This is a genomic window from Bradyrhizobium daqingense, from assembly GCF_021044685.1.
GTDB classification, from domain to species: domain Bacteria; phylum Pseudomonadota; class Alphaproteobacteria; order Rhizobiales; family Xanthobacteraceae; genus Bradyrhizobium; species Bradyrhizobium daqingense.
The window spans coordinates 3,863,284-3,889,082 of sequence record NZ_CP088014.1 but is presented as its reverse complement, the minus strand read 5'-3'; the positions used below and the strand labels follow the sequence as shown (position 1 = coordinate 3,889,082).

Annotated in this window: 29 protein-coding genes; 10 read left to right on the top strand and 19 right to left on the bottom strand. The window is 66.1% G+C overall.

All coding sequences use genetic code 11. The annotated features are described in order from the left end of the window. The 3 genes from LPJ38_RS18455 to LPJ38_RS18445 are packed head-to-tail and all read right to left on the bottom strand — an operon-like array spanning nucleotide 1 to nucleotide 2,629. Nucleotides 1-1,053, bottom strand: a complete 1,053-nt coding sequence (locus LPJ38_RS18455) for a transketolase family protein (protein WP_404437812.1) — start codon at nucleotides 1,051-1,053, stop codon at nucleotides 1-3. Continuing rightward, nucleotides 1,008-1,847 (bottom strand): transketolase, encoded by an 840-nt coding sequence (locus tag LPJ38_RS18450; protein ID WP_145627556.1) that lies wholly within the window; start codon nucleotides 1,845-1,847, stop codon nucleotides 1,008-1,010. Before LPJ38_RS18450 ends, LPJ38_RS18455 begins: the two co-directional genes overlap by 46 nt. Nucleotides 1,848-1,867: 20 nt before the next feature. Next, nucleotides 1,868-2,629: an SDR family NAD(P)-dependent oxidoreductase gene (locus LPJ38_RS18445; RefSeq protein WP_145627558.1), complete on the bottom strand. Its 762-nt coding sequence runs from the start codon at nucleotides 2,627-2,629 to the stop codon at nucleotides 1,868-1,870. A 132-nt stretch (nucleotides 2,630-2,761) separates the two neighbouring features. Here LPJ38_RS18445 and LPJ38_RS18440 point away from each other — a divergent pair, with 132 nt between their 5' ends. Beyond that, nucleotides 2,762-3,649 (top strand): LysR substrate-binding domain-containing protein, encoded by an 888-nt coding sequence (locus tag LPJ38_RS18440; RefSeq protein ID WP_145628346.1) that lies wholly within the window; start codon nucleotides 2,762-2,764, stop codon nucleotides 3,647-3,649. Nucleotides 3,650-3,714: 65 nt separating this feature from the next. Here the strand turns inward: LPJ38_RS18440 and LPJ38_RS18435 are convergent, their stop codons facing one another. After that, on the bottom strand, nucleotides 3,715-5,079 hold the full coding sequence (locus LPJ38_RS18435; RefSeq protein WP_167520188.1) for an NAD(P)/FAD-dependent oxidoreductase: 1,365 nt from the start codon (nucleotides 5,077-5,079) through the stop codon (nucleotides 3,715-3,717). Nucleotides 5,080-5,131: 52 nt separating this feature from the next. Further along, nucleotides 5,132-5,449 (bottom strand): ArsR/SmtB family transcription factor, encoded by a 318-nt coding sequence (locus LPJ38_RS18430; RefSeq protein WP_145627562.1) that lies wholly within the window; start codon nucleotides 5,447-5,449, stop codon nucleotides 5,132-5,134. 118 nt (nucleotides 5,450-5,567) lie between these two features. On the opposite strand from LPJ38_RS18430, the gene LPJ38_RS18425 reads away from it, so the two are divergent. From LPJ38_RS18425 to arsC, 3 genes are read left to right on the top strand one after another with little or no spacing between them, the layout of a single operon-like run. Further along, nucleotides 5,568-5,930: an ArsR/SmtB family transcription factor gene (locus tag LPJ38_RS18425; RefSeq protein ID WP_145627564.1), complete on the top strand. Its 363-nt coding sequence runs from the start codon at nucleotides 5,568-5,570 to the stop codon at nucleotides 5,928-5,930. A 4-nt stretch (nucleotides 5,931-5,934) separates the two neighbouring features. Continuing rightward, nucleotides 5,935-6,636, top strand: a complete 702-nt coding sequence (locus LPJ38_RS18420) for an aquaporin (RefSeq protein ID WP_145628348.1) — start codon at nucleotides 5,935-5,937, stop codon at nucleotides 6,634-6,636. Next, entirely contained in the window at nucleotides 6,633-7,034 is a 402-nt protein-coding gene (arsC, locus tag LPJ38_RS18415; protein WP_145627566.1) for an arsenate reductase (glutaredoxin), read from the top strand. The genes LPJ38_RS18420 and arsC overlap by 4 nt, the downstream gene beginning before the upstream one ends. Before the next feature lie 21 nt (nucleotides 7,035-7,055). Here arsC and LPJ38_RS18410 read toward each other — a convergent pair whose 3' ends face one another. The 3 genes from LPJ38_RS18410 to LPJ38_RS18400 all read right to left on the bottom strand — a co-directional run bounded on the left by LPJ38_RS18410 (nucleotide 7,056) and on the right by LPJ38_RS18400 (nucleotide 10,014). After that, entirely contained in the window at nucleotides 7,056-8,033 is a 978-nt protein-coding gene (locus LPJ38_RS18410; protein WP_145627568.1) for a tripartite tricarboxylate transporter substrate binding protein, read from the bottom strand. 72 nt (nucleotides 8,034-8,105) lie between these two features. Continuing rightward, nucleotides 8,106-9,011, bottom strand: coding sequence for a VOC family protein (locus LPJ38_RS18405; RefSeq protein WP_145627570.1), 906 nt, complete (start codon nucleotides 9,009-9,011; stop codon nucleotides 8,106-8,108). Between the two features lie 10 nt (nucleotides 9,012-9,021). Beyond that, nucleotides 9,022-10,014 carry a zinc-dependent alcohol dehydrogenase family protein gene (locus tag LPJ38_RS18400; protein ID WP_145627572.1) on the bottom strand — a complete coding sequence of 331 codons (993 nt, stop codon included), beginning with the start codon at nucleotides 10,012-10,014 and terminating at the stop codon, nucleotides 9,022-9,024. Nucleotides 10,015-10,126: 112 nt separating this feature from the next. Here LPJ38_RS18400 and LPJ38_RS18395 point away from each other — a divergent pair, with 112 nt between their 5' ends. From LPJ38_RS18395 to LPJ38_RS18385, 3 genes are all read left to right on the top strand, one after another. Beyond that, entirely contained in the window at nucleotides 10,127-10,828 is a 702-nt protein-coding gene (locus LPJ38_RS18395; RefSeq protein WP_145627574.1) for an FCD domain-containing protein, read from the top strand. Between the two features lie 96 nt (nucleotides 10,829-10,924). After that, entirely contained in the window at nucleotides 10,925-11,788 is an 864-nt protein-coding gene (locus LPJ38_RS18390; protein ID WP_145627576.1) for a fumarylacetoacetate hydrolase family protein, read from the top strand. Nucleotides 11,789-11,796: 8 nt separating this feature from the next. Further along, the gene (locus tag LPJ38_RS18385; RefSeq protein ID WP_145627579.1) at nucleotides 11,797-12,387 is read left to right on the top strand and encodes an amino acid synthesis family protein; all 591 of its coding nucleotides are present in this window, start codon (nucleotides 11,797-11,799) and stop codon (nucleotides 12,385-12,387) included. Nucleotides 12,388-12,408: 21 nt separating this feature from the next. Here the strand turns inward: LPJ38_RS18385 and LPJ38_RS18380 are convergent, their stop codons facing one another. The 6 genes from LPJ38_RS18380 to LPJ38_RS18355 form a co-directional block, all read right to left on the bottom strand. Then, a complete protein-coding gene (locus LPJ38_RS18380; protein ID WP_145627580.1) occupies nucleotides 12,409-13,173 on the bottom strand; it encodes a hypothetical protein in 765 nt (254 codons plus the stop codon). A 2-nt stretch (nucleotides 13,174-13,175) separates the two neighbouring features. Continuing rightward, entirely contained in the window at nucleotides 13,176-13,373 is a 198-nt protein-coding gene (locus LPJ38_RS18375; RefSeq protein WP_145627583.1) for a hypothetical protein, read from the bottom strand. Next, a complete protein-coding gene (locus tag LPJ38_RS18370; protein ID WP_145627585.1) occupies nucleotides 13,370-13,813 on the bottom strand; it encodes a hypothetical protein in 444 nt (147 codons plus the stop codon). The genes LPJ38_RS18375 and LPJ38_RS18370 overlap by 4 nt, the downstream gene beginning before the upstream one ends. Nucleotides 13,814-13,835: 22 nt before the next feature. Further along, on the bottom strand, nucleotides 13,836-17,252 hold the full coding sequence (locus LPJ38_RS18365) for a CHAT domain-containing tetratricopeptide repeat protein (RefSeq protein ID WP_145627587.1): 3,417 nt from the start codon (nucleotides 17,250-17,252) through the stop codon (nucleotides 13,836-13,838). A gap of 190 nt (nucleotides 17,253-17,442) precedes the next feature. Further along, entirely contained in the window at nucleotides 17,443-18,204 is a 762-nt protein-coding gene (locus LPJ38_RS18360; protein WP_145627590.1) for a hypothetical protein, read from the bottom strand. A 15-nt stretch (nucleotides 18,205-18,219) separates the two neighbouring features. Then, complete coding sequence (locus LPJ38_RS18355; RefSeq protein WP_008553585.1) at nucleotides 18,220-18,408, bottom strand: hypothetical protein; 189 nt, start codon at nucleotides 18,406-18,408, stop codon at nucleotides 18,220-18,222. 256 nt (nucleotides 18,409-18,664) lie between these two features. Between LPJ38_RS18355 and LPJ38_RS18350 the strand changes: the two genes are divergently transcribed. Next, complete coding sequence (locus LPJ38_RS18350) at nucleotides 18,665-19,639, top strand: DUF2336 domain-containing protein (RefSeq protein ID WP_145627592.1); 975 nt, start codon at nucleotides 18,665-18,667, stop codon at nucleotides 19,637-19,639. A gap of 148 nt (nucleotides 19,640-19,787) precedes the next feature. Here the strand turns inward: LPJ38_RS18350 and LPJ38_RS18345 are convergent, their stop codons facing one another. From LPJ38_RS18345 to LPJ38_RS18335, 3 genes are read right to left on the bottom strand one after another with little or no spacing between them, the layout of a single operon-like run. Continuing rightward, nucleotides 19,788-20,132, bottom strand: a complete 345-nt coding sequence (locus tag LPJ38_RS18345) for a DUF1491 family protein (RefSeq protein ID WP_145627594.1) — start codon at nucleotides 20,130-20,132, stop codon at nucleotides 19,788-19,790. Nucleotides 20,133-20,188: 56 nt separating this feature from the next. Then, nucleotides 20,189-20,890 carry a peptidoglycan-binding domain-containing protein gene (locus tag LPJ38_RS18340; protein ID WP_145627596.1) on the bottom strand — a complete coding sequence of 234 codons (702 nt, stop codon included), beginning with the start codon at nucleotides 20,888-20,890 and terminating at the stop codon, nucleotides 20,189-20,191. Beyond that, nucleotides 20,883-22,727, bottom strand: coding sequence for a PAS domain-containing sensor histidine kinase (locus tag LPJ38_RS18335; protein ID WP_167520189.1), 1,845 nt, complete (start codon nucleotides 22,725-22,727; stop codon nucleotides 20,883-20,885). Before LPJ38_RS18335 ends, LPJ38_RS18340 begins: the two co-directional genes overlap by 8 nt. A 409-nt stretch (nucleotides 22,728-23,136) precedes the next feature. Here LPJ38_RS18335 and LPJ38_RS18330 point away from each other — a divergent pair, with 409 nt between their 5' ends. After that, on the top strand, nucleotides 23,137-23,568 hold the full coding sequence (locus LPJ38_RS18330) for a DUF5330 domain-containing protein (protein WP_145627601.1): 432 nt from the start codon (nucleotides 23,137-23,139) through the stop codon (nucleotides 23,566-23,568). 80 nt (nucleotides 23,569-23,648) lie between these two features. Continuing rightward, the gene (locus tag LPJ38_RS18325; RefSeq protein ID WP_145627602.1) at nucleotides 23,649-24,077 is read left to right on the top strand and encodes a SufE family protein; all 429 of its coding nucleotides are present in this window, start codon (nucleotides 23,649-23,651) and stop codon (nucleotides 24,075-24,077) included. A 132-nt stretch (nucleotides 24,078-24,209) separates the two neighbouring features. On the opposite strand, the gene LPJ38_RS18320 is transcribed toward LPJ38_RS18325, so the two are convergent. Further along, nucleotides 24,210-24,626: a Ros/MucR family transcriptional regulator gene (locus LPJ38_RS18320; RefSeq protein WP_008553547.1), complete on the bottom strand. Its 417-nt coding sequence runs from the start codon at nucleotides 24,624-24,626 to the stop codon at nucleotides 24,210-24,212. A gap of 139 nt (nucleotides 24,627-24,765) precedes the next feature. After that, the gene (locus tag LPJ38_RS18315; protein ID WP_167520190.1) at nucleotides 24,766-25,602 is read right to left on the bottom strand and encodes a DUF308 domain-containing protein; all 837 of its coding nucleotides are present in this window, start codon (nucleotides 25,600-25,602) and stop codon (nucleotides 24,766-24,768) included. Between the last annotated feature and the right edge of the window lie 197 nt (nucleotides 25,603-25,799).

Here is a 25,799-nt window from a genome sequence, read left to right as displayed (position 1 = left end):
TCATCGCAGCCACTGCTTGATCTGCCGCGTCACTTCGGCAGTCGAGATGCCGTAGCGGTCGTGCAGTGTCGGCAGCGCGCCGGCGGTGAGAAACGCGTCGGGCAGCCCGATCTGTCGAAACGCGGGATGGACGCCCGCGCGCATCAGCAGCGCCGCCACGGCTTCACCCAAGCCGCCGATCACGGTGTGGTTCTCGGCGACGACGACGAGGCGGCCGGGCCTGGCCGCTTCGCGCAGGATCGCCTCGGTGTCGAGCGGCTTGATGGTCGGCACGTGCAGGATTGCTGCGTTGACGCGATCATTAGAGAGAGCCTGGGCCGCCTCCAGCGCGCGCATGGTCATGATCCCCGACGAGATGATCAGAACATCAGTGCCGTCGCGCAGCAGCGCAGCCTTGCCGAGCTCGAAGCGGTAATTGTACTCGTCGAGCACCAGCGGCACCTGCCCGCGCAGCAGCCGCATATAGACCGGCCCGCGATGCGCGGCGATGGCCGGCACGATCTGCTCGATCTCATGCGCATCGCAGGGGTCGATCACCGTCATGTTGGGCATCGCGCGGAACAGCGCGAGATCCTCGGCGGCCTGATGGCTCGGCCCGTAGCCGGAGGTCAGGCCGGGCAGCGCGCAGGCGATCTTCACGTTGCGATCTTCTTCCGCGATGGTCTGGTGGATGAAGTCGTAGGCCCGGCGCGAGGCGAACACCGCATAGGTCGTCGCGAACGGCATGAATCCTTCCGCGGCGAGACCCGACGCCGCGCCGAACAGCAGCTGCTCGGCCATGCCCATCTGATAGTAGCGATCGGGGAACGCCTGCGCGAAGATGTGCAGGTCGGTGTATTTGCCGAGATCGGCGGTCATGCCGACGACGTCCTCGCGGCTGCGGGCAAGCTCGACCAACGCATGGCCGAACGGAGCCGGCCTGGTGCGCTGCCCTTCCGCCGCGATCGAGGCGATCATCGCCGAGGTGGTCAGCTTGTCCTTTCCGGTCGGAGGCGATCCCTCGGACTTCACGGCTGGTCTCCCGCGTCCAGGGCCGACAGGGCGAGCTGCCATTCATGCGGCTCGATACGAATGAAATGGTTCTTCTCGCGCTGCTCCAGGAAGGGAACGCCCTTGCCCATCAAGGTGTCGGCGACGATCATGCGCGGCTTGGGTGCGGCATGTGCCATCGCCGCATCGAAAGCGCCCACGACGGCGTCGAGATCGTTGCCGTCGACACGCTGCACGAACCAGCCGAACGCTTCCAGCTTGTCGACCAGCGGCTCGAAGCCGAGCATCTGCTTCGAAGGACCGTCGGCCTGCTGATTGTTGACGTCGACGATCGCGATGATGTTGTCGAGCTCGTGGTGGGCCGCCGACATGATGGCTTCCCATTTGGAGCCTTCGTCCAGTTCGCCGTCGGAGAACAGCGTGAAGATGCGCGCGGTGGATGTCTTGCGCTTCAGTCCGAGCGCCATGCCCACGGCAATGGCGAGGCCGAGGCCCAGCGAGCCCCCGGACATCTCCATGCCCGGCGTATAAGAGGCCATACCGGACATCGGCAGGCGGCTGTCGTCGAAGCCATAGGTTTCGAGCTCGGCTTCGGGAATGATCCCGGCCTCGATCAAGACTGCATAGAGCGCGATCGCATAATGCCCGTTCGACAGCAAGAAGCGGTCGCGGCCCTCCCAGGCGGGATCTTCGGCGCGGAACCGCATCGCGTGAAAATAGGCGACCGCCAGCACGTCGGCGATGTCGAGCGCCTGGGCGATATAACCCTGGCCCTGGACCTCGCCCATCCGCAGGGCGTTGCGGCGAATGTTGCGGGCGCGCTGCGCCAGCGTCGGCGCGTTCGCGAGCGTTGCCATGATCGTCTCTCCCTGCCCGCTCAGTGGATCAGCATGCCGCCGTTGACGTCGATGACCGCACCGGTGACGTAGGCCGACAGGTCGGAGGCGAGGAAGGTGTAGATGCCGGCGACGTCGGCGGCCTCGCCGAGCCGGCCGAGCGGGATGCCCTCGATGATCTTCGCGCGCATCTCCTCGGTGAGCTTGCCGGCGGTGATGTCGGTGCCGATCAGGCCCGGCGTCACGCAGTTGACGCGGATGCCGTCGGGCCCGAATTCACGCGCCATTGCCTTGGCGAGCCCGAGCACGCCCGCCTTGGCCGCCGAATAATGCGGTCCGCCGAAAATGCCGCCGCCGCGCTGGGCCGAGACCGACGACATGCATGCGATCGATCCGCTTCTGCGCTTGCGCATATGCGGGATCACCGCCTGCGACAGGAACAGGATGCCCTTGAGGTTGACGTCCTGGATGCGGTCCCAATCTTCCGGCGTGATGTCGAGAAGCTTGACCGGCTGGGTGACGCCGGCATTGTTGATGAGGATGTCGATCTGGCCGAATTTGGCCATCACGGCTTCCACGGCCTTGATGCAGGCCTGCTTGTCGGCAACGTTGCAGGCAAGGCCGAGATGCGGCTCGCTGCCGGCCGGTTCGAGGCCGCGGGCAGCAGCCTCCGCAGCCGGACCGTCGATATCGAGGATGGCGACCCGGGCGCCTTCCGCTGCAAAGCGGCGGGCCGTGGCAAGGCCAATGCCCCGCGGCGAGGCCGCGCCGGTGATGATGGCAGTCTTGCCGCGTAGCAGCATGTGCTCCTCCCTGGATCGCTTTTGCCTGCCGCGCAGGCGCGGCGTTCTTGACCTCATTCATTATGCAGGCGCAGCTTTTCCCACAAACGCGCTGTTGTCTTGCATAGGTGAATTTGGTTCACTTGTCGGATGCTGCTGTCATCCATCCCGATATCGTCCATCCGCGCCTTCGAGGCGGCCGCGCGCACCGGCTCGTTCCGGGATGCGGCGAACGAGCTTCACCTCACCCCAAGCGCAGTCAGCCACGCCATTCGCAAGCTCGAAGGCGCGATGGGCACCGTCCTGTTCGAACGCAGCGCCCGCGCCATTCGTTTGACGCCGGCAGGCGAGAACCTGATGCGTCATGCCGGTGCCGCCTTCGACAATCTGCGGCGCGGCATCGAGGAGGTCGCGGGCCGCGGTCCGCAACTATTGAGGGTGCACTGCGCGCCGAGCTTCGCCGCCCAATGGCTCGCCCCGCGCCTCGCCCGCTTCATGGCCGCCGAGCCCAAGCTCGAGGTCCGCCTCGCCGCCGGCACCGAGTACGCCCGGTTCAGCAACGACGATTTCGACATCGACATCGTCTACGGCCAGCCGCGGGCCGAGGGCGTCGAGGTGATGTCACTCGGCGAAGAGACCGTGACGCCGCTCTGCACGCCCGAACTCGCAAAGAAGATCCGCAAGCCGAAGGATCTGTTCGACCAGGTGCTGATCCGCTCCGAGGTGAAGCAGGTACAGTGGCATCAATGGTTCAGCGCCAACGGCCTCGAGGCGCCGGCCATTCACGGCATGCGCTTCGATCGCAGCTTCCTGGCGATCGCGATGGCCACAAGCGGCCTCGGCGTGACGCTGGAATCGACCCGGCTGGCCGAACGCGAGATCGCGACCAAGCGGCTGGTTGCGCCGCTCTCCGGACGTTCCGTCGATATCCGCTATGTCGGCCATCACCTGGTGTTTCCGCGCGCAAGCCAGCAGCGCCGGCCCATCCGCGTGTTCACCGAATGGATCACGCGCGAGCTTGCGGCCGGCCGCCCGGTCTGATCTCTGCGCGCGAACGGGTCAGGCCGAGTCGGGGAGTGTCGTCCGCCCGATCGCCAGCAGAGGCGTCATGAACAGCCGCACCCCGAAGCGCCGGCCTTCTTGGCGGTTTCGTCGGCGGCGCAGCAGGCCGAGACGTCTTCCGTCGCTGGGCCACTGCAGCAGCCGGAAGCGGCTGCGGACTCCACGCCGCCCCGGGTGCAGACGCCGGTCTCCGGCAGCACGAGCTCGACACGCGCCGCAGCCGCCTTGTCGCCGGCGATGTCGGCGGCGATCGAGCGCACCTGTTCGTACCCGGTCATCATCAGGAAGGTCGGCGCACGACCGTAGGATTTCATGCCGGCGATGTAGAAGCCTGTCTCGTCATGGGCGAGCTCGCGCGCGCCGTGGGGACGGACGGTGCCGCAGCTATGCTCGTTGGGATCGATCAGCGGCGCGAGCGCGACGGGTGCCTCGATGGCGGGATCGAGCCGCAGCCGCAGCTCGGAGAGGAACGACAGATCGGGACGGAAACCGGTCGCGACGATCAACTCGTCCGCGATCACGCTGCGCGCGCCGCAGCAGGCACCCGCCGAGATCCTGAGGCGGCCTTCGGCGTCCGAGACGTGCGTGACACCGAAGCCGGACTCGATCGCGATCTTGCCGGCGGCCACGAGCGCTGCGAAGGCAGAGCCAAGCTCGCCGCGTGCGGCCAGCTTGTCATTGCGGCCGCCGCCAAACGCCTTCGCAGGTTCGGTGCCACGCAACAGCCAGACGGGCTTCGTGCCGGGTACCTCCTCGGCGAGTTGCACGAGGTCGATCAGCGTGCCGATGGCGGAATGGCCGGCGCCGAGCACGGCGACGGTCTTGCCGGCATATCTGGCGCGGCCTGCGCCCCGCACATCCGGCATGCCATAGGCGATGCGATCCGCGCGCTCGCGTTCGCCGATGGCGGGCAGGCCGTTGCTGCCGGCTGGATTGGGCGAGAACCACGTGCCTGAGATGTCGATCACGGCATCGGCGCGCAGCACCTCCGGGCCCTTGCCGTTCTGATAGCGGATCTCGAACGGCGCCTGCTCCCTGCCCTTCGTCTTGGCCTTGTCGAAGCCTGCGCGGCTGATGGACGTGACACGGCTGGACGTCCGGATCACATCGCGCAGCTTCGTTCCGGTCGCGAGCGGCGCGAGGTAGCGTTCGATCAGCTCGCTGCCGGTCGGATAGGAGCCCGGGTCTGGCGAATTCCACCCCGTGGGCGCGAGCAGGCGTGCCGCCGCCTTGTCGACATTGTATTCCCACGGCGAGAACAGCTGCACGTGTTGCCACTGCCGGACGGCGTGGGCGGGCTCAGGCCCGCCTTCGAGCACAATGGGAGACATGCCGCGTTCGAGCACGTGCGCGGCCGCCGCGAGACCGACGGGCCCTGCCCCGATGATTGCCACCGTTTTCTCGCTCATCTCGCCATCTCCCATCCTTCTAGAATCATCGAATAAGTCTGCCCGAAAGAAATCAGGCCGCCGTTTGCGTATCCTTGCACCCGACGTCGTCCGCGCAGCATTCCGCAGCCAGGAAATCCACCAGGCCCCGCATCGCGTCGTAGTTCGCATGGCACACGAGCGTCGTGGATTCGCGCACCTGACTGACGAGCCCGACCGAGACCAACGTCTTGATGTGATGCGACAGCGTCGAGGCCGGGATCTTGAGCTTGTCCTGCAGGCGGCCGACGGGCATGCCGGAATGCCCGGCGCGAACCAATGCACGATAGATCTGGAGTCGCGTCCGGTTGCCCAGTGCTTCCAAACGTGCCGCTGCGTCATCGATCCTCATGGCCGGCAACGATGCTCTCATTCACGTCGGCAGTCAACCATATTTCTAGAATGTTCGAAATACGCGGGGCGTGGATTCGGGGTTGACGCATTCCCAACATTTCCATAAGTCTGGATATATGGAAATCGAGGAAGTTGTCCTGGCGCTCGCGGCGCTGTCGCAACCGACCCGTCTGGAGGCGTTCCGGACGCTGGTCCGGCACGAGCCTGAGGGTCTTGCGGCGGGCGATCTCGCCCGCCTGCTGGAAGTCCCCCAGAACACGCTTTCGGCACACTTGTCGATCCTGAGCCGCGCGCGCCTCGTGTCGTCCGAGCGGCACAGCCGCTCGATCATCTACCGCGCCAATCTCGGCGAATTTCGCGACGTCGCGGTTTTCCTGCTGCGCGATTGCTGCGGCGGACGGCCGGAGGTTTGCCAACCCGTCGTCGAGACGCTGCGAGCGTGCTGCGCGCCCAAACGAAGGGAGCGAAGCCGTGCCTGATCAGATGCACGCCTTCGATCTTTCGCGGCGCCTCGCGGCCGAGGCGCTCGGCACCGGCATGCTCGTCACGACCGTGGTCGGGTCCGGAATCATGGCGGAAACCCTGACCAGGGACGTGGCGCTTGCGCTGCTCTGCAACACCTTGCCGACCGGGGCCATCCTGGTCGTCCTGATCACGGTGTTCGGTCCGATCTCCGGCGCACACTTCAATCCGGCGGTCACGCTCGTCTTCACCGGCAAACGCGAGCTGCCGATGAACGAGGCCGCGCTTTACGTGATCGCGCAGATCGCCGGCGGCATCGCGGGCACGCTGGCGGCACATCTGATGTTCGGACTGCCCGTGCTCGACCTCTCGGCCAAGGTCCGAACCGGAGGGCCGCAATGGTTCGCCGAAGCCGTCGCCGCGTTCGGGCTGGTCACGACGATCCTTGCCGGCGTCCGCTTTCAGCGAGCGGCCGTTCCCTGGCTGGTGGGCCTTTACATCACGGCGGCCTATTGGTTCACGGCCTCCACATCGTTTGCCAATCCGGCAGTAGCAATCGCAAGGTCGCTGACGAACACGTTCGCCGGCATTCGCCCTGTTGACCTGCCCGGATTCATCCTTGCCGAACTCTGCGGCGCGTTCGCCGGCATGCTGCTGATGCACTGGCTGCTCGGCCCCTCCCGCGCGCCCGCCCCTGTCCCGATTGCGGAGACCACACGATGAGCGTCACGATCTATCACAACCCGGCTTGCGGCACCTCGCGCAACACGCTGGCGATGATCCGGCAGAGCGGCGTCGAGCCTGATGTCATCGAATATCTGAAGACGCCGCCCTCCCGTGAAAAGCTGGTCGGGCTCATCGCAGCCATGGGCATGACTGCTCGCGCGCTGCTGCGGGAGAAAGGCACGCCCTATCGCGAGCTCGGCCTCGACGATCCCAAATGGTCAGATGACGAGCTGATCGACCAGATGCTCGCGCATCCGATCCTGATCAACCGCCCGATCGTCGTGACGCCGAAAGGCACCCGGCTGTGCCGTCCTTCGGAGGCCGTGATCGATCTTCTGGACAACCCGGTTGGCCGGTTCGTGAAGGAGGACGGCGAGGTGGTGGAAGCGCGATAGGCGCTTCATCGCCGTTTGCGATCAGATCTTCGGAATCTTCGCCCGCTCCACCACACCCGTCCATTTGGTGATCTCGGTCTCGATCAGCGCCTTCATCTCCTCGGGCGAGCTGCCGCGCACCTCGCCGCCGACGGCAGTTTCCAGCCGTTGCTTGAGATCGGGGTCCCTGAGTGCGTCGCGCGTTGCTGCATTGAGCGCAGCGACGATGGCGGGCGGCGTTCCCTTCGGGGCCAGGAGGCCCGCCCAGGTCCGCACGTCGTAGCCCTTGATGCCGGCCTCCTGAACCGTCGGCACGTCGGGCAACAGCGCGGTGCGCACCGGCGAGGTCACCGCAAGTCCGCGGATCGCGCCGCTCTGGATCTGGGGCGCGAGGAGAACCGGCGTGCCGACGATGACCGGAACCTCGCCGCCGAGCAGTGCGGTGATGGATTGGGAATCGCCGCGATACGGTACGTGCAGGATTTCGACGCCTGCAGTCGCATTCAACAGCTCGCCGGCGAGGTGATGGGTGCTGCCGAACCCCACCGATCCAAAGCTGAGCGAACCCGGCTTCGCCTTCGCCATGGCGACGAGCTCGCCGAGCGATTTTGCCGGATGGTCGTTACGCACCGCGATGACGAGCGCGTAGTACACCAGCGTGCAGACCATCTCGAAGCTGTCGGCGGGCTGATAGGCGAGGCTCTTGTAGGTCGCCGCGGAAATCGCGTGGGCGCCGGTGACGAGCCCGATCGTGTAACCGTCGGGCGCAGCTTTCGCGATCGCATCCGCAGCGATGTTGCCGCCGGCGCCGGGCTTGGCCTCGACGATGATCGGCTGCCCGAGCCGCTTCGAGAGGCCGTCGGCAATGATGCGCGACAACGTGTCGGCCGCCCCGCCTGCGGCAAAACCGTGCAGCAGGCGGATCGGGCGCGACGGATAATTGTCCGCTGATGCAGGAACGGTCGCCAGACAACCGCCCAGCAGAAAAATGGCCGCAGCAAGCCGCTTCATCCGTCGCATGGATGCTCCTCCCCTTGATGTTATCTCGTTGGCCGCAGGGCGTGCGGCGTCGTTCCGTCGAATTTGAATCCGCTAACGGGCGAACTCGATGCATTCAGGCGAAGGCGCCATGCCCCAGACGTCGCGCGGCAGGCCGACCCAGATCTTCGGCCGCTGTGGACGATCGCGATGCCAGGGACGCGGCTCGAAATAGCCGAGCGCCTCGTCGGTCATGCGGTCGAGATCGCAAAACAGCTCGACCAGATGCCCGTCGGGATTGCGGTGATAGATCGCGGTGTTGTGCCCGGGGCCGTGACGCACCGGACCCCAGAGCACAGGCAGCTTGTGCCGCGCGAGATGGTCGCAGGCCTGATGCATGTGGGCGGGGCCGCGCAGCTCGAAAGCGACATGATGCAGGCCGCGGCCCGGCGCGCGGGCGAAGTTCAGCGTGTGGTGTTCAAAGCCGCTGCGCATGAAGACGAAGCGGTCCTCAATCCAGTCGGAGACCCGCAAGCCCATGAAATTGGCATAGAAGTCCGAGGCCGCGTGCGGATCGGGCGTCCGAAGGGCGACATGGCCGAGCTTGCTGACGGCAAGCGCACCGATGCGCTCCTGCGCGGGCGTCGGCGTCCAGCCCTGAATCAGCTCGAAGCGTGTCCCCTCGGGATCGCTGAACGACAGCAGCCTGGAGACGCCAGGCAAGGAATCGCTCTGAAGCTCTGGCCGCAGATCGGCCTGCTTGAGCGCAGCGCCGAGCGCCTCGATCTGCACATCGGGAGATATCTCGAAGGCGATGCTCTTTAATTCGGCGTCACCGGGCTCGATCACGAGCGAGAGCTGCTCGGAATCGTTGGCGAGAAAGACGCGGTCACCGTCGCGGCCGACGAGGCCAAGGCCGATCACGGCGCGGTAATAGTCGAGCAACCGCTCCGGATCGGGCGAGGCAAAGGTGGCGTGCCGCAACCGGGTGAAGCGTGCAATGGGTGTCTGTGTCGTCATCGTCCACCCCTCATGGCGTCATGATGATCTTGCCGAGCGCGGAGCCCTGCTCGAGCAGCGTGTGGGCCTGCCTGACCTCGTCGAGCTTCAGGACCGCCGAGATCGCCGGCCTGATCGCATTGCGGCCCAGGGCATCGATCACACTGCGCATCAGGGCGCGACGCCCGTCGCGATCGTGGTCGTAGATATGGAAGGAGAAGCAGCGCACGGCCGGACAGATGTCGAGATGGTTGCGCATCGCCCCCATCAGGTTCTCTTCCGGCAATCCCGCGAAGGCGTTGTACGACAGCAGCGTGCCCCATTTGCCGAGCGCGCCGAGATAGGCGGTGAACTCGGGCCCGCAGACGTGATCGAGCACGAGGCCGACGCCCTCGCCGTTGGTGAGTTCGCGGGTGCGCGCCACCACATCTTCACTCCGATAGAAGATGACATGATCGGCGCCGTTGCTGCGCGCGAACTCCGCCTTCTCTTGGGTCGAGACCGTGCCGATGACATTCATCTGCGCGAGCTTGGCGAGCTGCACCAGCGCAGTGCCGACCCCCCCGGCCGCGCCGATCACCAGCACGCTTTTAGGCGCGCGCGGATGGTTGCACTCGTGCAGCAGCGCGTACGCGACCTGATAGTTAGACAGGCACACGGCCGCTTGCAGATCGACATTGTCGGGCAGCGCGTGAACGGCGTCCGCCGGTGCGACCACATAATCGGCGTAACAGCCGCCGCGCTGAGACAGATCGCGCGCGCTGAGCAAAACCTTCTGGCCGATCGCAAAACCCTCGACACCGGGGCCGAGCGCTGCGATGCGGCCCGCGACGTCGTTGCCGGGATTGGCCGGCAGCGGCGGCATCCATTTGTAGACGCCGCGCCGGATCAGCACGTCGGGCTGGCCGACCCCGAACGCTTCGGCCCGGATCTGCACCTGGCCGGGTCCGGGCACCGGCACGGGAAGCTCGACCAAGTCGAGTGCATCCGGCCCACCCGGCTGACGCACCAGCACCGCTCTCATGATTCAGCCGCCTCCCAAAGTCCATATTTTCGAAAATCATACCGTTTGCGAAAATTATTGCAAGATGGTCGTTGGCGCGGCATGTTGGACCATCGATTCACCGACAGACATCATGCCTGACAGCGCCATCCGCCCCCGCAAGGAATTCGGCAAGACCATCGCTGCCGACATTACGCATCGCTTGCGCGAGGAGATCATTGCCTGCGGCCTGGCGCCGGGCGAGCCGCTGCGCTTCGACGTGCTGCGCGAACGGTTCGGCGCGAGCTTCACGACGCTGCGCGAAGCGCTGACGGCGCTTGCCGCCGAAGGACTGGTCGATGCGCAGGAACAGCGCGGATTTCGCGTGGCGCCGGTCAGCCGCCAGGATCTGGTGGAAGTCACCGACGCGCGGGTCCTGATCGAGATGGAATTGATCCGCCGCGCGATCGCGCGAGGCGATGACGATTGGGAAATCGCCGTGATCTCGACGCTGCACCGATTGAAGCGGATCGAGCAGCGCGATCCCGAACACCCCTTGAGCGACCCCGAGTGGAAGATCGCCCATCGCCAATTCCACCAGGCGCTGGTGTCCGCCTGCGGCTCAGCGACGCTGCTCGCCATTCGCGCCGAACTGTTCGATCGCGCCGAGCGCTACCGGCATCTCTCCGCCAATTTCCGGCCGCGCCCGCGCGACAAGGCCGGCGAGCACCAGGCGATCATGCAGGCCGCCATATCCCGCAATGCGGATCTCGCCGTGCAACTGATCGAGGCGCATATCCGCTCGACGTCGGACAATGTGGCGACCTACGCCGGCCACCTGCTCGATACTGAATAGGCCGTAACAGGAATTTCCGACGCGGCGGGCTTGCGTGGCGCCTAATTTTCGAAAATAATGCGCAAGATCGAAAATTGGAACCTTCGGGGCGAAACCATGAAGCTACTATCATTCTGGGATGGAAATCGGGAAAGCTGGGGCGCCGTTGTCGAAAACGGAATCGTCGATCTCTGCCGCGCCCTGCCCCAATACCCTGTTCTCGCCGACTTCGTCGGCAGCGATGACTATGCGCGCCGCGAGGCCATCGTCGCCGCACACAAGCCGACGATGGCGCTGAGCGACGTCAAATATCTGCCAGTGATCCCCCGCCCCGAGAAGATCGTCTGCGCCGTGCGCAATTATCTCGACCACCACAACGAGGCGGTGGCGTTCGGCATGAAGCGCGAGATCACCGAATTCCCGCCGATCTTCCTGCGGGTCTGGCGCTCCCAGGTGGCGCACAATGCACCGGTGATCCGGCCGAAGGTCTCGGACAATTTCGACTGGGAGGGCGAGCTCGCCGTCGTCATCGGCAAGGGCGGTCGTCACATCAGCCAGGCCGACGCCTGGAGCCACGTGGCGGGATACTCGATCTACAACGACGTCAGCGTTCGCGACTGGCAGCGCCACGCCCAGCAGATCGCTTCCGGCAAGAACTTCGTCGGCACCGGCCCGTTCGGCCCGTGGCTGGTCACGCCCGACGAGATCGGCGACCCGACCAAGCTGAAGCTCGAGACGCGCGTCAACGGCGCGACTGTGCAATCCTCCGACACCTCGATGCTGATCTTCTCGATCCCGCGGCTGATCGAATATTGCTCGACCATCTTCGACCTCGCGCCCGGTGACGTCATCGCCACCGGCACGCCGGCCGGTGTCGGGTTCACCCGCAAGCCGCCGATCTTCCTCAAGCCCGGCGACGTGGTGGAGGTCGAGATCGAGAACATCGGCGTGCTCAGCAATCCCGTCGTGGACGAGGCATAGCACCGCGTATGTCGTACGACATTCGAAAGACCGCGGTCAGCGTCGAGACGATCTGGCACGAGCGTGGCCCGCGGCTGGAGCAGCCGCTGCTGGTCGGCACCGCCGTCGCAATCATCCGCAATCCCTTCGCCGGCCGCTTTGAATCCGACCTGATGCCGTTTCAGGCGTCCTTGCGCGAGCTCGGGCGCGAGCTGGCGACCCGTCTGATCGCGCAGCTCGGCGGCGCAGAGCGCATCGAAGCCTATGGCAAGGGCATCATCGTCGGCGAGGACGGAGAGCTCGAGCATGGTGCGGTCTGGCACGAAGCCGGCGGCCACGGCATGCGCGAGGTGCTGAGCCGATCCAAGGAGCAGCCGAAGGCGATCGTCCCGGCGGCAAAGACCATCGGCGGCCCCGGCACGCGCCTGATGGTGCCTCTCGGCCACATCCACGCCGCCTATGTCCGCAGTCATTTCGGCACGGCCGAGATGACGCTGTGGGACGCGCCACGACGCGACGAGATCGCTTTCGGCCTCGTGATGGCGACGGGCGGCCGCCCGCATGCGCGCATCGGCGGCCTCAAGGCATCGGAGATCTCAGTGCACGACGGGCAGCGCTGACCGACGGGCGTCGACGTTCAGCTATCCGAGCAGTCCCTTCAGTCCCGCGTAGATGGAGCCGACGCCGGTCGCGGCGACGCCGGCCAGCGGCCCGACCGTCTGCATCAGGTCCTGGATCAGGCGGGCGCGGCGGCGCAGCTGTTCCTCGCCGACATGCTGCCCCAGCAGGCGCGCCACCCTGAATGCGAACGCGTTCGGCTTGCCGCCCTGGGTCAGCACACGCGGCAGTATCTGGAAGATCACGACGCTGAGAATGTTGCCGGAGACGAAGGCGAGCAGGATGCTCGCGCCATATTCGAACACTTCACGCCATTCGATCCAGATCGTCGGAAGGATCGGAACATGATCGTGGATCCCCGTGACCGTCAGCATCGACAGGACGCTGACGGCCGCCGCCAGGAACGCCAGCACGAGTGCCGTCAGGGCGGACACCCGGTGCAGCGGATAGGCCACGAAGCCGAACAGCAGCGGGATGGCAATCGACGCAATCCGAAGCGGGATCGGGGACACGTTGAAGGTGATGGTCACGAGCACGTGCGTGATCACCAGCAACAGCGACGGAATGACGACATAGAGCACCGCATGCGTTCCGTAATAGCGCAGCGGATTGTTGTGGCGCTCGAGGCGGACATTGACGCGGTCGAGATCGCGCCTGAGCTTGTCGAGATCGGCAACGATCTCGTCGATCTCGAGCAGCGTCGGCCGCACGACACGCAAGTCCCGCGAGCAGTGCTTGCACGCGATGGCTTCGTCCTTGATCGTCTCGGCGCAGAACGGACATTCCATCGCTAGCGCGACTTCCTTCGCCTCATGATGGCCTCGGCCTCGTCTCTGGCCCGCTGCAGCTCATCGCGCAGCGCCTCGCGCTTGCGCAGGAGATCGTCGCGCTCGGCGATCAGCGTCGCGGGAACGGCGATGTCGCGTCCGCAGGCCGCACAAACCAGCGCCCCCTCCGCAGTCCCGGACTGGCAGTAGGGACACCTCACTTGGGCGCGACCTTGAGGGTGAACATGGTCGTGCCCGGCCGGCCATCGCTGTCCTTGATGTCGACACGCATCGTGTACTCGCCCGGCGGCAACTCTGCATCATGCATGTTGATGCCATCGGGCTGCACGAAGGGCTTGACCCGATGGGTCAGGTCGACGTTCGGCGTCCGGAGGAAGATCACCTTGACCGATTCCGGATCGATCTTGGCCCCGCCATAGGACTGGAATTTCAACACCAGCCGCAGAGGTGAACTCGCGGGGGCGCCCGGCGAGACGAACTCGATCTTGGGGCCGCGCATGATGCCGCGCTGATCGACGGCGACCGCGCCCTTTGGAGGCGGCAGCTGGGCTTCCTCTTCCGTGATCAACGGCGCGGCGCGCGATGATCCCGCAGCCAACAAACCTGCAGCCACCAAGCCCAGTAGCATGTTCCGCTTCATTTTCTTCCCCCTCCCCTTGTCGTCACCGCAAGCCGCCATCGCCGATAATGGTGTAAGGCGCCCAGAACAGCGGGTGAGCGTAGGCAAACTCGGTCTTGCCTTCGCCGCTGAGATAACCGGGACCATCGACGAGGGCCATCGTCGCCTGGCGCAGCGCCTCGCTGCGCGACAGCTTGGGATCGTCGGCCTGCCGCTTGAACAGGTCCGTCACCAATTGCCGCGCCGACTGGGAGTGCACCGACCAGTTCGTCACCAGCAGAGCGCGCGTGCCGGCGTAGAAGAACGCGCGGCCGAGCCCGGAGGCCGCCTCGGCCCCTGCGCCCGCACCGGCGCCGGTGTTGCAGGCGGACAGGACGACCCAGTCCGCGTCCAGCTTGAGACCGAGGATCTCTTCCATCGTCAGCAGCCCGTCGCCGCCATCGCCCGTCACCACCGGCGACGACAAGGCGAGCGCCGGTTGCGTCAGGCCGTTGAGCTCGCCCGGGACCAGGCCGTGCGTGGCAAAAGCCAGGATCCTGAAGCCGGAGAGATTCATGGTCTTCACCGCACTCTCGGTCGCGCTCTTGCCGAGGAACAGCACCTTCGACGGGTCGGCCTGCAAGGCCAGCGCGATCGACTTCAACTCGTCGGCGGTGTCGGGAAGCCGAGGCAAGAGGCCGAGCTCGGCGCTGTCGACGCCGTCGAGCTTGGGACTGTTGCGCCGCTTGAGCGGTCCGCCGCGCGTGATGTTGCCGCCGGCGTCGGCGACCTGAATCTTCTCACCGGTGCCTTCCGCTTCGGCGTGCTGTTCGCTGTTGAAATAGGGATCGCCGAACGCCACGAGATCGCCGCGGCCGGGCTTGCCGGGCGGCAACTGCCGCAGCGTGCGCAACGCTGCCGCCGACGGCACCGTCGACACGGCATCGGTTCGCGCCAGCCACGGCACCTTGCGATAGCCAATGAAGAGCGGATCCTCGTCCGCGGCCACCTCCGCCGGTGCCGTCGGCAACAAGGACAGCGGCAGCAGTCCGAGCGCGCCGTTGGTCACGACGATCAGGTTCTTGGCCGGCTTCCAGCCGCTCTCGACAGGCTTGAGCAGCAGCTCGTACAACTCGTGGCCGAGCTTGAGGTCGAAGGGCGGAATGTCCGAGATCATTGCAGCCTGCGGCTCGAGCGCTTCGCGCAGCTTGCGGATCTTGCTCTCGATGTCACCGATCTTGGCCTGGACGGCGGCGAACGCCACCGGCCCCGACTTCGGCACGGCCCAGACGAAACTGCCGTTCTGGCCGAAATAGAACGACAGCATCGCCTCGTCGTCGGCCAGCGTCGCGCGGATCTCAGCGACGCTCGGCGGCCTGGGTGAGACGAGATCGGCGTAGATCGGGAATTTCTGCTTGATCTCCTGGCGCGCCTTGTCGCGCTGGCCGCGCAAGGTGGAGATCGAGGCCTGGATTTGTCCAACACCTTTCTCGTCGCGCTCCGCCGCGGGAAGCGCGAGCACGTTGTTGAGCGTGCCGAGCTGGGCGTTGACCTGCTTGGTCAGGTCCTGCTCCTTGCGCACGAGTTCGGCGAGCGCGGGATCCTTGGCCGCCGCGCGCGCACTCGAGGCTGCCAATGCCTGCTGCACCGAGCGGCCGCGGACGGCATCGGCCAGGCTGAACGTCTCTTCACCGACGTCCTTGCCGGCTCCTTCCACCCTGCCGAGCAGCAGCAGATAGCTCTCGACGATGGTCTGCAGCCGCTGGCTGCGCGCGGCCACCACGGTGGTGTTCTCGTCGTCGGCGTTCTCGTTGGCGCTCGCCATCATGACCGGAATGGCGGCCTTGAACTCCCTGATCGCATCGGCGTCGCGACGAGCACGCATCAATCCGACCGCCAGCGTGCCGCGCGCGGAGGCGGCGTCGAAATGATTTTCCCCGACCCGGGCGATCTGCTTCTTCACGAGCTGCTCGGCGGCGGCAATGCCGGCGTCCAGCTGACCGGCGCCATAGAGCGACAGGATGCGGGACGGATTGAGCTCGAACACCTGGCGACGCTGCGGCTCCCAGCCCGCGACCGCCTTGTCGATCCGCGCAAACATCACGTTCGCTTCGGCGTTCTGACGCCGCAGCGTCAGGATGCCGGCGAGCTGCGACAGCAGCTGCACGGTGGTCTGCGACTCCTCGGGCACACCCACGGTCTTGTTGATCTCGAGGGCGACACGGCCGAGCTTCTCGGCCTCTTCGTAACGGCCCTGGTCGACCAGAATGCCCGCCAGGCCCATGACGTAGCGCGGCGTAACCGAGTTGTACTTGCCGGTATCCTTCAGGCGCGAGAGCAGCGCGCGGCGCGCGTCCACCTCGGCCTCGGCGAGCCGGCCCTGCTTCGCCTTCATGCGCGCCTGGCTCAACACGGTGCCGTCGATCGCCTGCAGCAGAAGCGTCTCGGCCGGCGCATTGTCCGACGCCATGATCGCCTTCGTGCTGGCGCGCTTGCGCAGCTCCCCGTTGCGATAGGCTGCCTCGGCGTCGGCGAACTGCCCGCGCGCCTCGAAGATCACGGCGCGCGTGAGCTCCAGCTCGCCCTCCCAGCTCTGGCCGAACTTCGCATAGGCCGCTCGCCAGTTGGGATGGCCGCTGGTGCGGGCCTCCTGGATCGCGGTCTGGCTGCGGCGAAGATAGGCTTCGGCCTGTGCGATGTCGCCCATCTGGATGAGAACGGCCGCGATCCCGCGGTTCGTCACGAACTGGAATCCCTTGGCGCCCGGCATGCTGGCCGATTCGCGCAAGAGCCTTTGCATGATCTCGAGCGCGCGCTTCGGATCGCCCGCGATCGAGTGCTGCAGGGACTGGAGCTGCAACATCCGCCCCAACAGATTCGGGCCGACGGCGCCGCGCCCGATTTCCACGGCCTTGTCGGCGTCGGTCATCGCTTCGGCGAGCCGGCCGAGCTGCGCGCGTGCATTGGCGCGATCGAAATAGAGCTGGGCGAGATCCTGGCGGGACTCCTTCCCGGTCGGTGCCGCGTCGGCCTCCGACTTCAATTCCGCGATCAGCTTCTCGTCGGGCTTGTCGCCGTCGAGGATGGCCGTGATGTCGGCGATGCTGCGCGGCGGCGCAACGAAGTCCTTCGGCAGCGCTGTGCCCGCCTCGAGCTTCGGTGCGGTTTCCTTGGGAAGTTCGACCGCGACATTGGCGCGGCCATTGGCGGCATTCAGTGCCGCCATCACGCAGGCCCTGACCTGAGGCGTTGCCTTGGCACGGCAGGCTTCGAGATTGGCGCCACCGGCGGGCCCACCGCCGGCACGCATACAGGCCTGCACGATCGGCCTGCCGACGGTCATACGGCAATTCTCGATCGCCGCTTCCTTGGTCAGCGCGGCTGCGGAGCCGGTCGATCCGAGCAGAATTGCGAAGGCCAACAGGTGGCGGGCGGGAATGTCCAGACGGCTGTTGCATGGACGCGCGGCGTCTAAGCTCATCTCGAAGGACCTTTGTGTAAAATGACTTTGAAGAAACGACACAATCCTATCTGGCCGGCCCGGGAGGACAAGGGGGGATCAATACGGTTCCCGAAAGCCTCACAGGCCGGAGGAGCCGAGGCTCCGCCGAGGGGCCGGTTCCCAGGCTGTTGGCGCTGATCGGTTGGGGGACGAGCCGAGGGCGGCCTGCTCAGCCCTTCGAGATGACCGCGCGGCCGTAAGGCGGCTGTCCTGCGACCGGGGGATTGGCGGTCTGGGCGGCCAGTTCGCCGATCAGGCGGTCGGCGTCGGCGGCCATGCCGTCGGGCGCCTGGATCACCAGGCGCTCGAGCGCCCAGCGATAGGACGAGACGCGCTGATCCAGGCACTGCTGCACCCACTGCACGATCAGCGAGTTCTCCTGCATGCGCGCCACCGCGTCGTCCTTCTCACGCGGCGAGAGGGAGGAGACGCGCGCCATGCTGGCATCGCGCTTCCTGTCGAGATCGATGACGCGGATCGCAGAGGCGAAGAACGGCTCGAACCGGGTGATGTCGTTGCGCACGTCCTCGATCAGCTGCGCATAGCGCGAGGCATGCGAGCGGTGCGGCTCGTCGATCAGGGTGCGCCCGTACATCGTGCGGTCGAACACGATCTTCTGCCGCCAGGGCGATGGCAGCGCCTTGTAGTCGCCGAACACGCTCTTCCATGCGGGACGCGACAGCGGCGGCTCGATCATGGGATAGGCGAGATCGCGGAGCTGGCGTTCTTCGTCGGTGAGCTGAAATTGCGAGGGCTTGAGGCCGACGCTGGCGGTGACCTCCGCACCCAGCCAGCGGTGCATGTCGTCGCTGCGCATGCTCTCGCGCGTGCGGCCGAAATCTCCGCCACTACAGGCGCCGAGCACCGCGCCAAGCAGCGCGAGCAGGACGGCCGATAAAAAGGGCCGGATCTGGCGGATGGGCTCCGGCATTGCAAAAACCCGAAATCAGCGGCGACGACGACGGCGCCCCGGCGCTGTGCCCTGCTCCGGCCCGCGATCGCCGCTGGTTTCGTCCGCCTCACGCTCGATACGAATCACGGGAAGGATCACGATCGTTCCCATGTCCGCGCGCGGAGCGACATCCCCCGACGAGCCCACCCGGCGACCGGCCGGAAATTCAATGATGGTCCCCATGTCAGCTCTCTTCGATTGCCGCGCGACCGAACGCGCCCCTGCAACATGTCAAGCATTAAGATCAGTTCATGGTTAACGGGGTGTAAACGCGGCCTCCGGACCGTAACCGAACGGACGGTGCCGCGCCGTCCCGCTGCGGCACGACAAGGCTCAAATTGTTGAGGCGGCTTCACCCCTCGTTTTCCTTAACGAGGCTTTAAACGAAGCTGCGATAGGCTGGCCCGCAAGTATCCTTCCCGAGTTGCGTACGCTTCCCATGACCAAGTCGCTGTTTCCCGGATTCGACGGGTTGATGACCCTCTCCCGTCGCGAAGGCGTCGACATCCGTCCGACGCTGCTGCGCGTGCTGACCGACCTCTATGTCCAGACGCGCGTCCACAGCGATGACGAACAGCGCCAGTTCATCGAGCTTGCGACGCGGCTGATCGACCAGGTCGACGATGCGACGCGCGCGGCGATCAAGGCCAAGCTCGCGATCTATCCGCAAACACCCGTCCCGGTGCTGCAGAAGCTCGGGCTGGTTGCCGCTCAGGAAGGCCGCAGGGTTCCGCTCGCGCGCGAAATCCCCTCGCCCGCGCCGGCGCCCGCCCCGCACCGCGCGCCCACCGAGGCCGAGCAGCACATGGCCTCGAACATGGCGATGCAACCGAAGGACGCCGCCGAGATCCACGACATGTTCTTCCGCGCCGGCGCCTCCGAGCGCGCGCTGATCCTGCACAATCTGGCGCAGACCCCGCTGAAAGCCGCGCCGCGAATTCCGTCCGTGCGCGCCAAGCGCGCGATCCAGATCCTGGAGATGGCGGCGATCGCGGGCGACGTCGAGAACTTCACCTTCGAGCTCGGCGACAGCCTGATCCTGCCCTCGCGCGTCGCCGCCCAGATCGTCGACGATGCCGGCGGCGAGGCGCTCGCGGTTGCCGCGCGCGCGCTCGACATGCCGAGCCCGGTGTTCCAGCGCATCCTCCTGTTCTTCAGGCCGGAGATCGGGACGTCCGTGAACGATGTGTACCGGCTGTCGCGGCTCTATGACCGCCTCAGCGACCGCTCGGCGCTGGTGATGCTGGCGGCCTGGCGCGGCTCGACGCTCGCCGTCACCCGCGCCAAGTATCAGTCCTCGCTGCATGACGGCGAGCGCCAGCGCGCACGTGCCGGCGCCAGCCAGACACGGCCCGGCGTGCAACCCGGCTCGAACCCGGCGGTGCGCACTGGCACCAGCTCGCAGGATCGCTGACTAGCGCGATCGGCGCTATCGTTGAGTGAGACGCGCGAGATTTCCCAAGCCCGTCATTGCGAGGAGCGCTTGCGACGAAGCAATCCAGCCCCCCTCCGCGGAGAGAATTGCTTCGTCGCTTCGATCCTCGCAATGACGGTCGCGGCAATCACGTCTTCGCCAACTCGAGAAAGTGGCGCCCCGCGCGGTCCTCGGTCTCGACGATCCAGGCGTCCGGGTCGAAGCGGATTTCCTTGCTCAGTCTTTCCTCGATGGTGTGCTCCGGCAGAGCCCGCGGCGCGACCGGCACGAAGAAGCGATCGACCGGGCGGCCGTCGTCATAGACGGTCTGCGGCGCGGGCGCATACAGCATCGCATTGCCGTCGAGCAGCGACACCTTGACGAACACCGCGCCTGCCTCCTCGGCCCCGCGGCGGCGCACGGCGCCGAACACGCCTTCGGTTTGGCAGCGGCGCAAGTATGCCGCCACCCAAATGTTGGATTTCAAACGCATGAATCGAACGATAAGCCAGTGGCGCAGTCAGCGCCAGCCGTCGCACGCGCGTGGACTCAATCGACGGGACGGCCGATCGCCGCACCGAGCTCGCGCAGCAGACGGTCGGACACCTGCCCGGTGACCTGCATCTTGTGCTCGCGCTCGAACTTCTGGATCGCGGACTGGGTCTCGGCGCTCATCGTGCCCGTGATCTTCAAATTGCCGTAGCCGTATTCGGACAGCGCGCGCTGCACGCCGGCGATGCGTCGCGCGGCCGGGCTCTGCGCCGGAATCGGCGCAGGCGGACGCATGGCGGCGGGCGACGTCGAGGTCGTCGCCTTGACCAGATTGGCCATCGGATCGTTCGCGCGCGTCGATGCGGTCGCCTCGACCGGTTTTTCGGCCGGCTTCTCGGCGGCGCGCTCGGCCGGTTTGGGCTCGGCGCGGAACTCGGTCGCGCGCGGCTCGAGCGGCGAGGTATCGGCGCCGACGGGGCGCGGACGCGGCAAGGGATTCGACAGCGACGCGGACGACGGCGCGGGAAGATTGATCACCGTGCCGAACATCGGCGCCGGATGCCGGCCGGTCTGAAGGAACAGCGCATTGGCGACGATCGCACCGACCGCGGCGACGGCGACGAGGCCGGCCAGCGTATCCTTGGGGCTGTGCAGCAGCACGCGCAGCACGAGGTTGCGCTCGGTCTCGACATCGATGACCGCGGCCTTGGCGCCACGACGGCGCGGCGCGGTGTCGTCCTTTGCAGACTTCTTAGGCACTTTTCTTCACCAGAGCGGGTTGGTTCTGAGGTTCCTGGCGCAGCACCGGCGTCAGGGTCGCGATCTTGCTCTCGCCCGCCTTCTCATCGGCGAGCTTGACTTGCGGCGGCGTGTAGACGAGCGGCAGCTTGACGGTGACGGTCGTGCCCTCACCCAACCTGCTTTGTACCGTCAATTCGCCGAGATGCAACGCCACGAGACTCTTCACGATCGAAAGTCCGAGGCCGGTACCTTCGTGACGGCGCTGATAGGTCTTGCCGGCCTGGAAAAACGGCGCGCCGATGCGCTCGAGATCGTCGGGCGCGATGCCGACGCCGGTGTCGCTGATGCGCAGCGCGAGCTGCGAGCCCGAGACCGCCGCCGTCACCGTGACCTGGCCGCCGCGCTCGGTGAACTTGATGGCGTTGGCGACGAGGTTGAGCACGATCTGCTTGAAGGCCCTGGGATCACCCGTCATGACCGGCAGGTCCTGCGGCGCATCGGTGATGAGATCGATGCCGTTCTCCCGTGCCTTCAGCGCCAGCAGATTGCAGCAATGCATCAACGAGGCACGCGGCGCGAACGGCTCGGAGGCAATCTCGAAATTGCCTGATTCCATCTTGGACATGTCCAGGATGCCGTTGACCACCGACAGCAGGTGCTGGCCGGACGCGTTGATGAGTTCGGCGTATTCCCTGCGCTGGGTCGCGCTCAGCATCAGGGTCTGCTCCTGCGCGATCATCTCGGAGAAGCCGATGATGGCGTTGAGCGGCGTGCGCAGCTCGTGACTCATGGTGGCGAGGAAGCGCGTCTTGGCGGCATCAGCCGCCTCGGCAGCGCTGCGGGCCTGATCGAGCGCCTGCTCGGAGAGCTTGCGGTCCGTGACGTCGCGCATCACGGCGACGACTTCGGCCTCCTGCATGACGTCACGCGCCCTGTCCTGATCGAGCGGACGGCAGCGCATCTCGACCCAGATGAAGTCGATCTGGCCGCGCTCGGAGCCGGCAGGCTCGCGCCGCAGCCGGAACTCGACGCTGCGCACGTCGCCGCGCGCCGCATCCGAGAGCGCGGTGAGATAGGCCGGCCGATCAGCCACGTGGACGCGGTCGAACAGGCCATGGCCGAGCAGTTCCGCAACGGAGATGCCGAGCATGGCCTCCGCCGCGGGAGAGATGAACTGCACCGCGCCGTTGCGTTGGTGCCGCGAGATGACGTCGCTCATGTTGCGCGCGAGCAGGCGATAGCGCTCCTCCTCGCGCGACAGCAGCGCGACGCTGGTGCGCGCGAGCGATTCCGCGCCGAAGGCGAGGCCCGCAGCGTACAGCGTCGCCGACCCCACGCCGAGGGCCATCAGCGCGCCGCGTTCTGCGGCGCTCGGTTCGCTCAGCGGGAGCAAGCCGAAATGGCCGACGAGGATCAGGATGCCGGCGCAGGACAGAGCCAGCAGCGAGGCAAAGGCGGTGACGCGGCGCGAGGCCGACAACGCGGCTTCCAGCGGAACCACCACCAGCCAGATCGTGGCAAAGGATTCGATGCCGCCGGTGGTGACCGCGACCGCCATGATCAGGCCGGCGAGCGCCAGCGACGACAACACATGGGCGCCTTCATAGCGGCCGGTGCGCGACAGGAACCAGGACAACAGGATCGGCGCGATCAGCCAGGCGAAGGCGGCGACCTCGAGCGCGCTCGGCGCGCCGCGCAGCACGAGGTAGATCGGGAATGCGGCAAAGGCGGCCAGGCTGCCGAGCAGCCGCGGGGCCATGAAGGCACGATGGCGCGCTCGCGTCAGCGCATCGTAACGCGCGGAGGGATGCAGCAGCGCATCGAGACAATCGCGGATGATACTCAAAACTGTCACGGGTCTCGCGCTTCGGCTCAATCGTCTGAGAAGACGCGCCGGAACGCCTCCTTGTCGTTGAGCCACCGTGTCAGAGCGACCTTAAACGAGTGCTAAGGCGGGCCGGCATGCGGCCCGACACCGCGTCATCGCGGGGCTTTTTAGACGATTTGGCGACGTCTTCGCTGCGGATGGTGAACACAGGGTTTCACCTCGCGCCGCATGGTTTCGAATTGGTGGATTCGGGACAGCCGGCAGAATCACGGGCGCGGACGTCAATCGAATATTTACCGCAGCGTCGATCGCGAAGAAATCTGCGTAAATTTTCCGCGAATTAAGCTCGAGGCAATCACTTGCGATTTATCGAGGGTTGCTAGGTCCGACATCCGCGGGGATCGCCGCGAACGGGATCGAACGTACAGGTCGCAAGATGCGCTTTCTGCTCCGCATCACATTCTGGCTCGGGCTGGTGCTGGTGCTCCTGCCACGGGACAAGACTCCGGAATCGGAGAAGCTGCCGCAGATCGGCGCCGCCGACGCGGTGCAGGCTGCGACTGCAGCGGTCTCCGACGCGACCCAGTTCTGCAAGCGTCAGCCGGCCGCCTGCGAGGTCGGCGGCCAGGCCGCGGCCATCATCGGCCAGCGGGCCCAGGACGGCGCGCGCAAGCTCTATCAGATCATCAACGACAAGAAAGAGCAGATCACCAACGAGAAGAACGACGGCACCAAGACCGATCACAAAAAGGCGCCCGACCATACCGGCTCGATTGCGCTGACCGGCGAAGGCGACATTGCCGCGGGCGAAGCTGTGCGGGATACCCTGACCCAGGACGACCTCGCGCTGGAATGGCGCGGCCCTTAGGCGGCGAATTAGGGCCCAAACCCTATCGATTTCACGGCTTCGCGTCCCTATATTGGTGGGAAGCGGGAACCGTGGGCCACATGACGACGATCGACGAAATTAGGGACAATTTCGAGCTTCTGGACGAGTGGGACGACCGTTACCGGTACGTCATCGAGCTCGGCCGAACCCTGGAACCGATGCCGGAGGCCGAGCACTCCGCCGAGAACAAGGTGAACGGCTGCGTCAGCCAGGTCTGGCTCCAAAAGCTGATCGACCGCAGCCATGGTGCACCGATCCTGAAATATCGCGGAGACAGTGACGCGCATATCGTGCGCGGGCTGGTCGCGATCGTGCTTGCGCTGTATTCCGGCCGCACGCCGCAGCAGATCCTCGCTACCGACGCCATCGCGGTGTTCAACGAGTTCGGCTTTCGCGATCATCTGACGCCGCAGCGATCCAACGGGCTGCGCTCGATGGTCGAGCGCATCAAGACCGACGCGAAAGAGGCGCTGGCCGAAGCGTCTTGAAGGTCCTCATGGTGAGGAGCGCGAAGCGCGTCTCGAACCAATGAAGGCCATGCTGATGCCCGCGACCATCCTTCGAGACGGCGCTGACGCGCCTCCTCAGGATGAGGGCGGAGCGCGCGCAAGCTACATACTCTACTTCCGCTTCCGCTGCTGCTGCCCGAGGCCCATCTGCTTGGCCAGCTGCGAGCGCGCCACCGCGTAGTTCGGCGCGACCATGGGATAGTCGGCGGGCAGGCCCCATTTCTCGCGATATTGCTCGGGCGTCATGTTGTACTGGGTGCGCAGATGGCGCTTCAGCGACTTGAAGCGCTTGCCGTCTTCCAGGCACACGAGATAGTCCGGCGCGATCGACTTCTTGAGCGAGACCGCCGGCTTTGCCGGCTCGAGCGGCGCGGTCTCGGTACGGCCCGACGAGACCCGCACCAAGGCCCCATGCACCTGGCTGATCAGGTTCGGGATCTCGGCCGCAGGCGTCGGATTGTTGCTGAGATAGGCCGACACGATGCCCGCCGTCAGCTCGATGAAATTCTTACCTCCCGCATCCGACATGCGCCCGCCCTTTCTACGCCTTGCGTCCCACGGGATTGACGACGTCAAAGTATTCCATGTCAAGAACACGTTCGGCTGCACACGACGACTGCCTACGATCGACTGATTACTGCCGAATGGTAGCCCTTTACTTGGGTACTCAGCCGCGCTGGTCGAGATGCGAACGGAGCTCGTCGATCGAGGCAAAGCGCATCATGCCTTCCGGCATCTGCGCTTCGATCGAGCCGTCGGAATAGAGCGAATAGGCCATGCCGTCGACGACACCGGACTTGAGCACGGTGACGGGCGGCTGCTCGGGCGCGGCCGCCGGCTCGAGCAGAGGCGCGGCTTCCGCAGACGTCGAGGGCGAGCGCGTCGGCGCCGGCGGCGGTCGGCGCGGCGGCGGCTCCGTCGGGCGCATGCGCTCTGGCTTCGGCCAGGCATCGTCGAAACTGGCGGGCGGAGCGCCCTGGCCGGCGGGCGGTACGGGTTCGTCGTGAGGCGGCGGCGAGTCCTCGGTGGCCTTCGCCTCCGTGCGCTCCCTCTCCTTGCGCGAGGTCGAGGCGAACAAGAGGTTGCGACGGCGCGGCGCTTCCGGCGCCGCAGCAGGCGTTGGTGTTTCCGGCGTCTCGACGTGCGGACGCTCGCGCGCGACGGCTTCGCTCTGCCTCGGCGGCGGACCTGCTGCAGGAGGCGGCGGCGGCGCCGATTCGGTCTTGGGCGACGGCTCGGGCGCGCCGGGCATCGCGAGCCCCGGCAGCACAGGCCTGACACGCACCTCGGACGGCGAACCGGCAGCCAGCCGGCGCGCGATGCCCTTCAGCTCGAGCAATAGGACATGGAGGCCGACCAGTAACAGTCCGGTGCAGACGCCGAGGGTTCCGGAGATTATGAGGGTGCTGCCGAGACTGAATTCCCTGACGTTGTAGCCGAACAGGATCGCAAGGAGGCCCGCCAGAACGGCGAAAATCCCCGCGATCAACAATGCCAAGGTCATCGAACTCACCCCCGGCCGCGCACCCACACGCGACACTCGTCTCGCCACGATACCGTCATACGGTGTTCCACGCCAACGACCAATTGGGGGCGCTGTTCCTAAAGAGAAGGAAATCAGGGACTTATTCACATTCCCTTCAGCTACGGCTCACTACAGCTACAACGCTCGAAGTTTCTGAATTTGTGCGTTGCATCAGG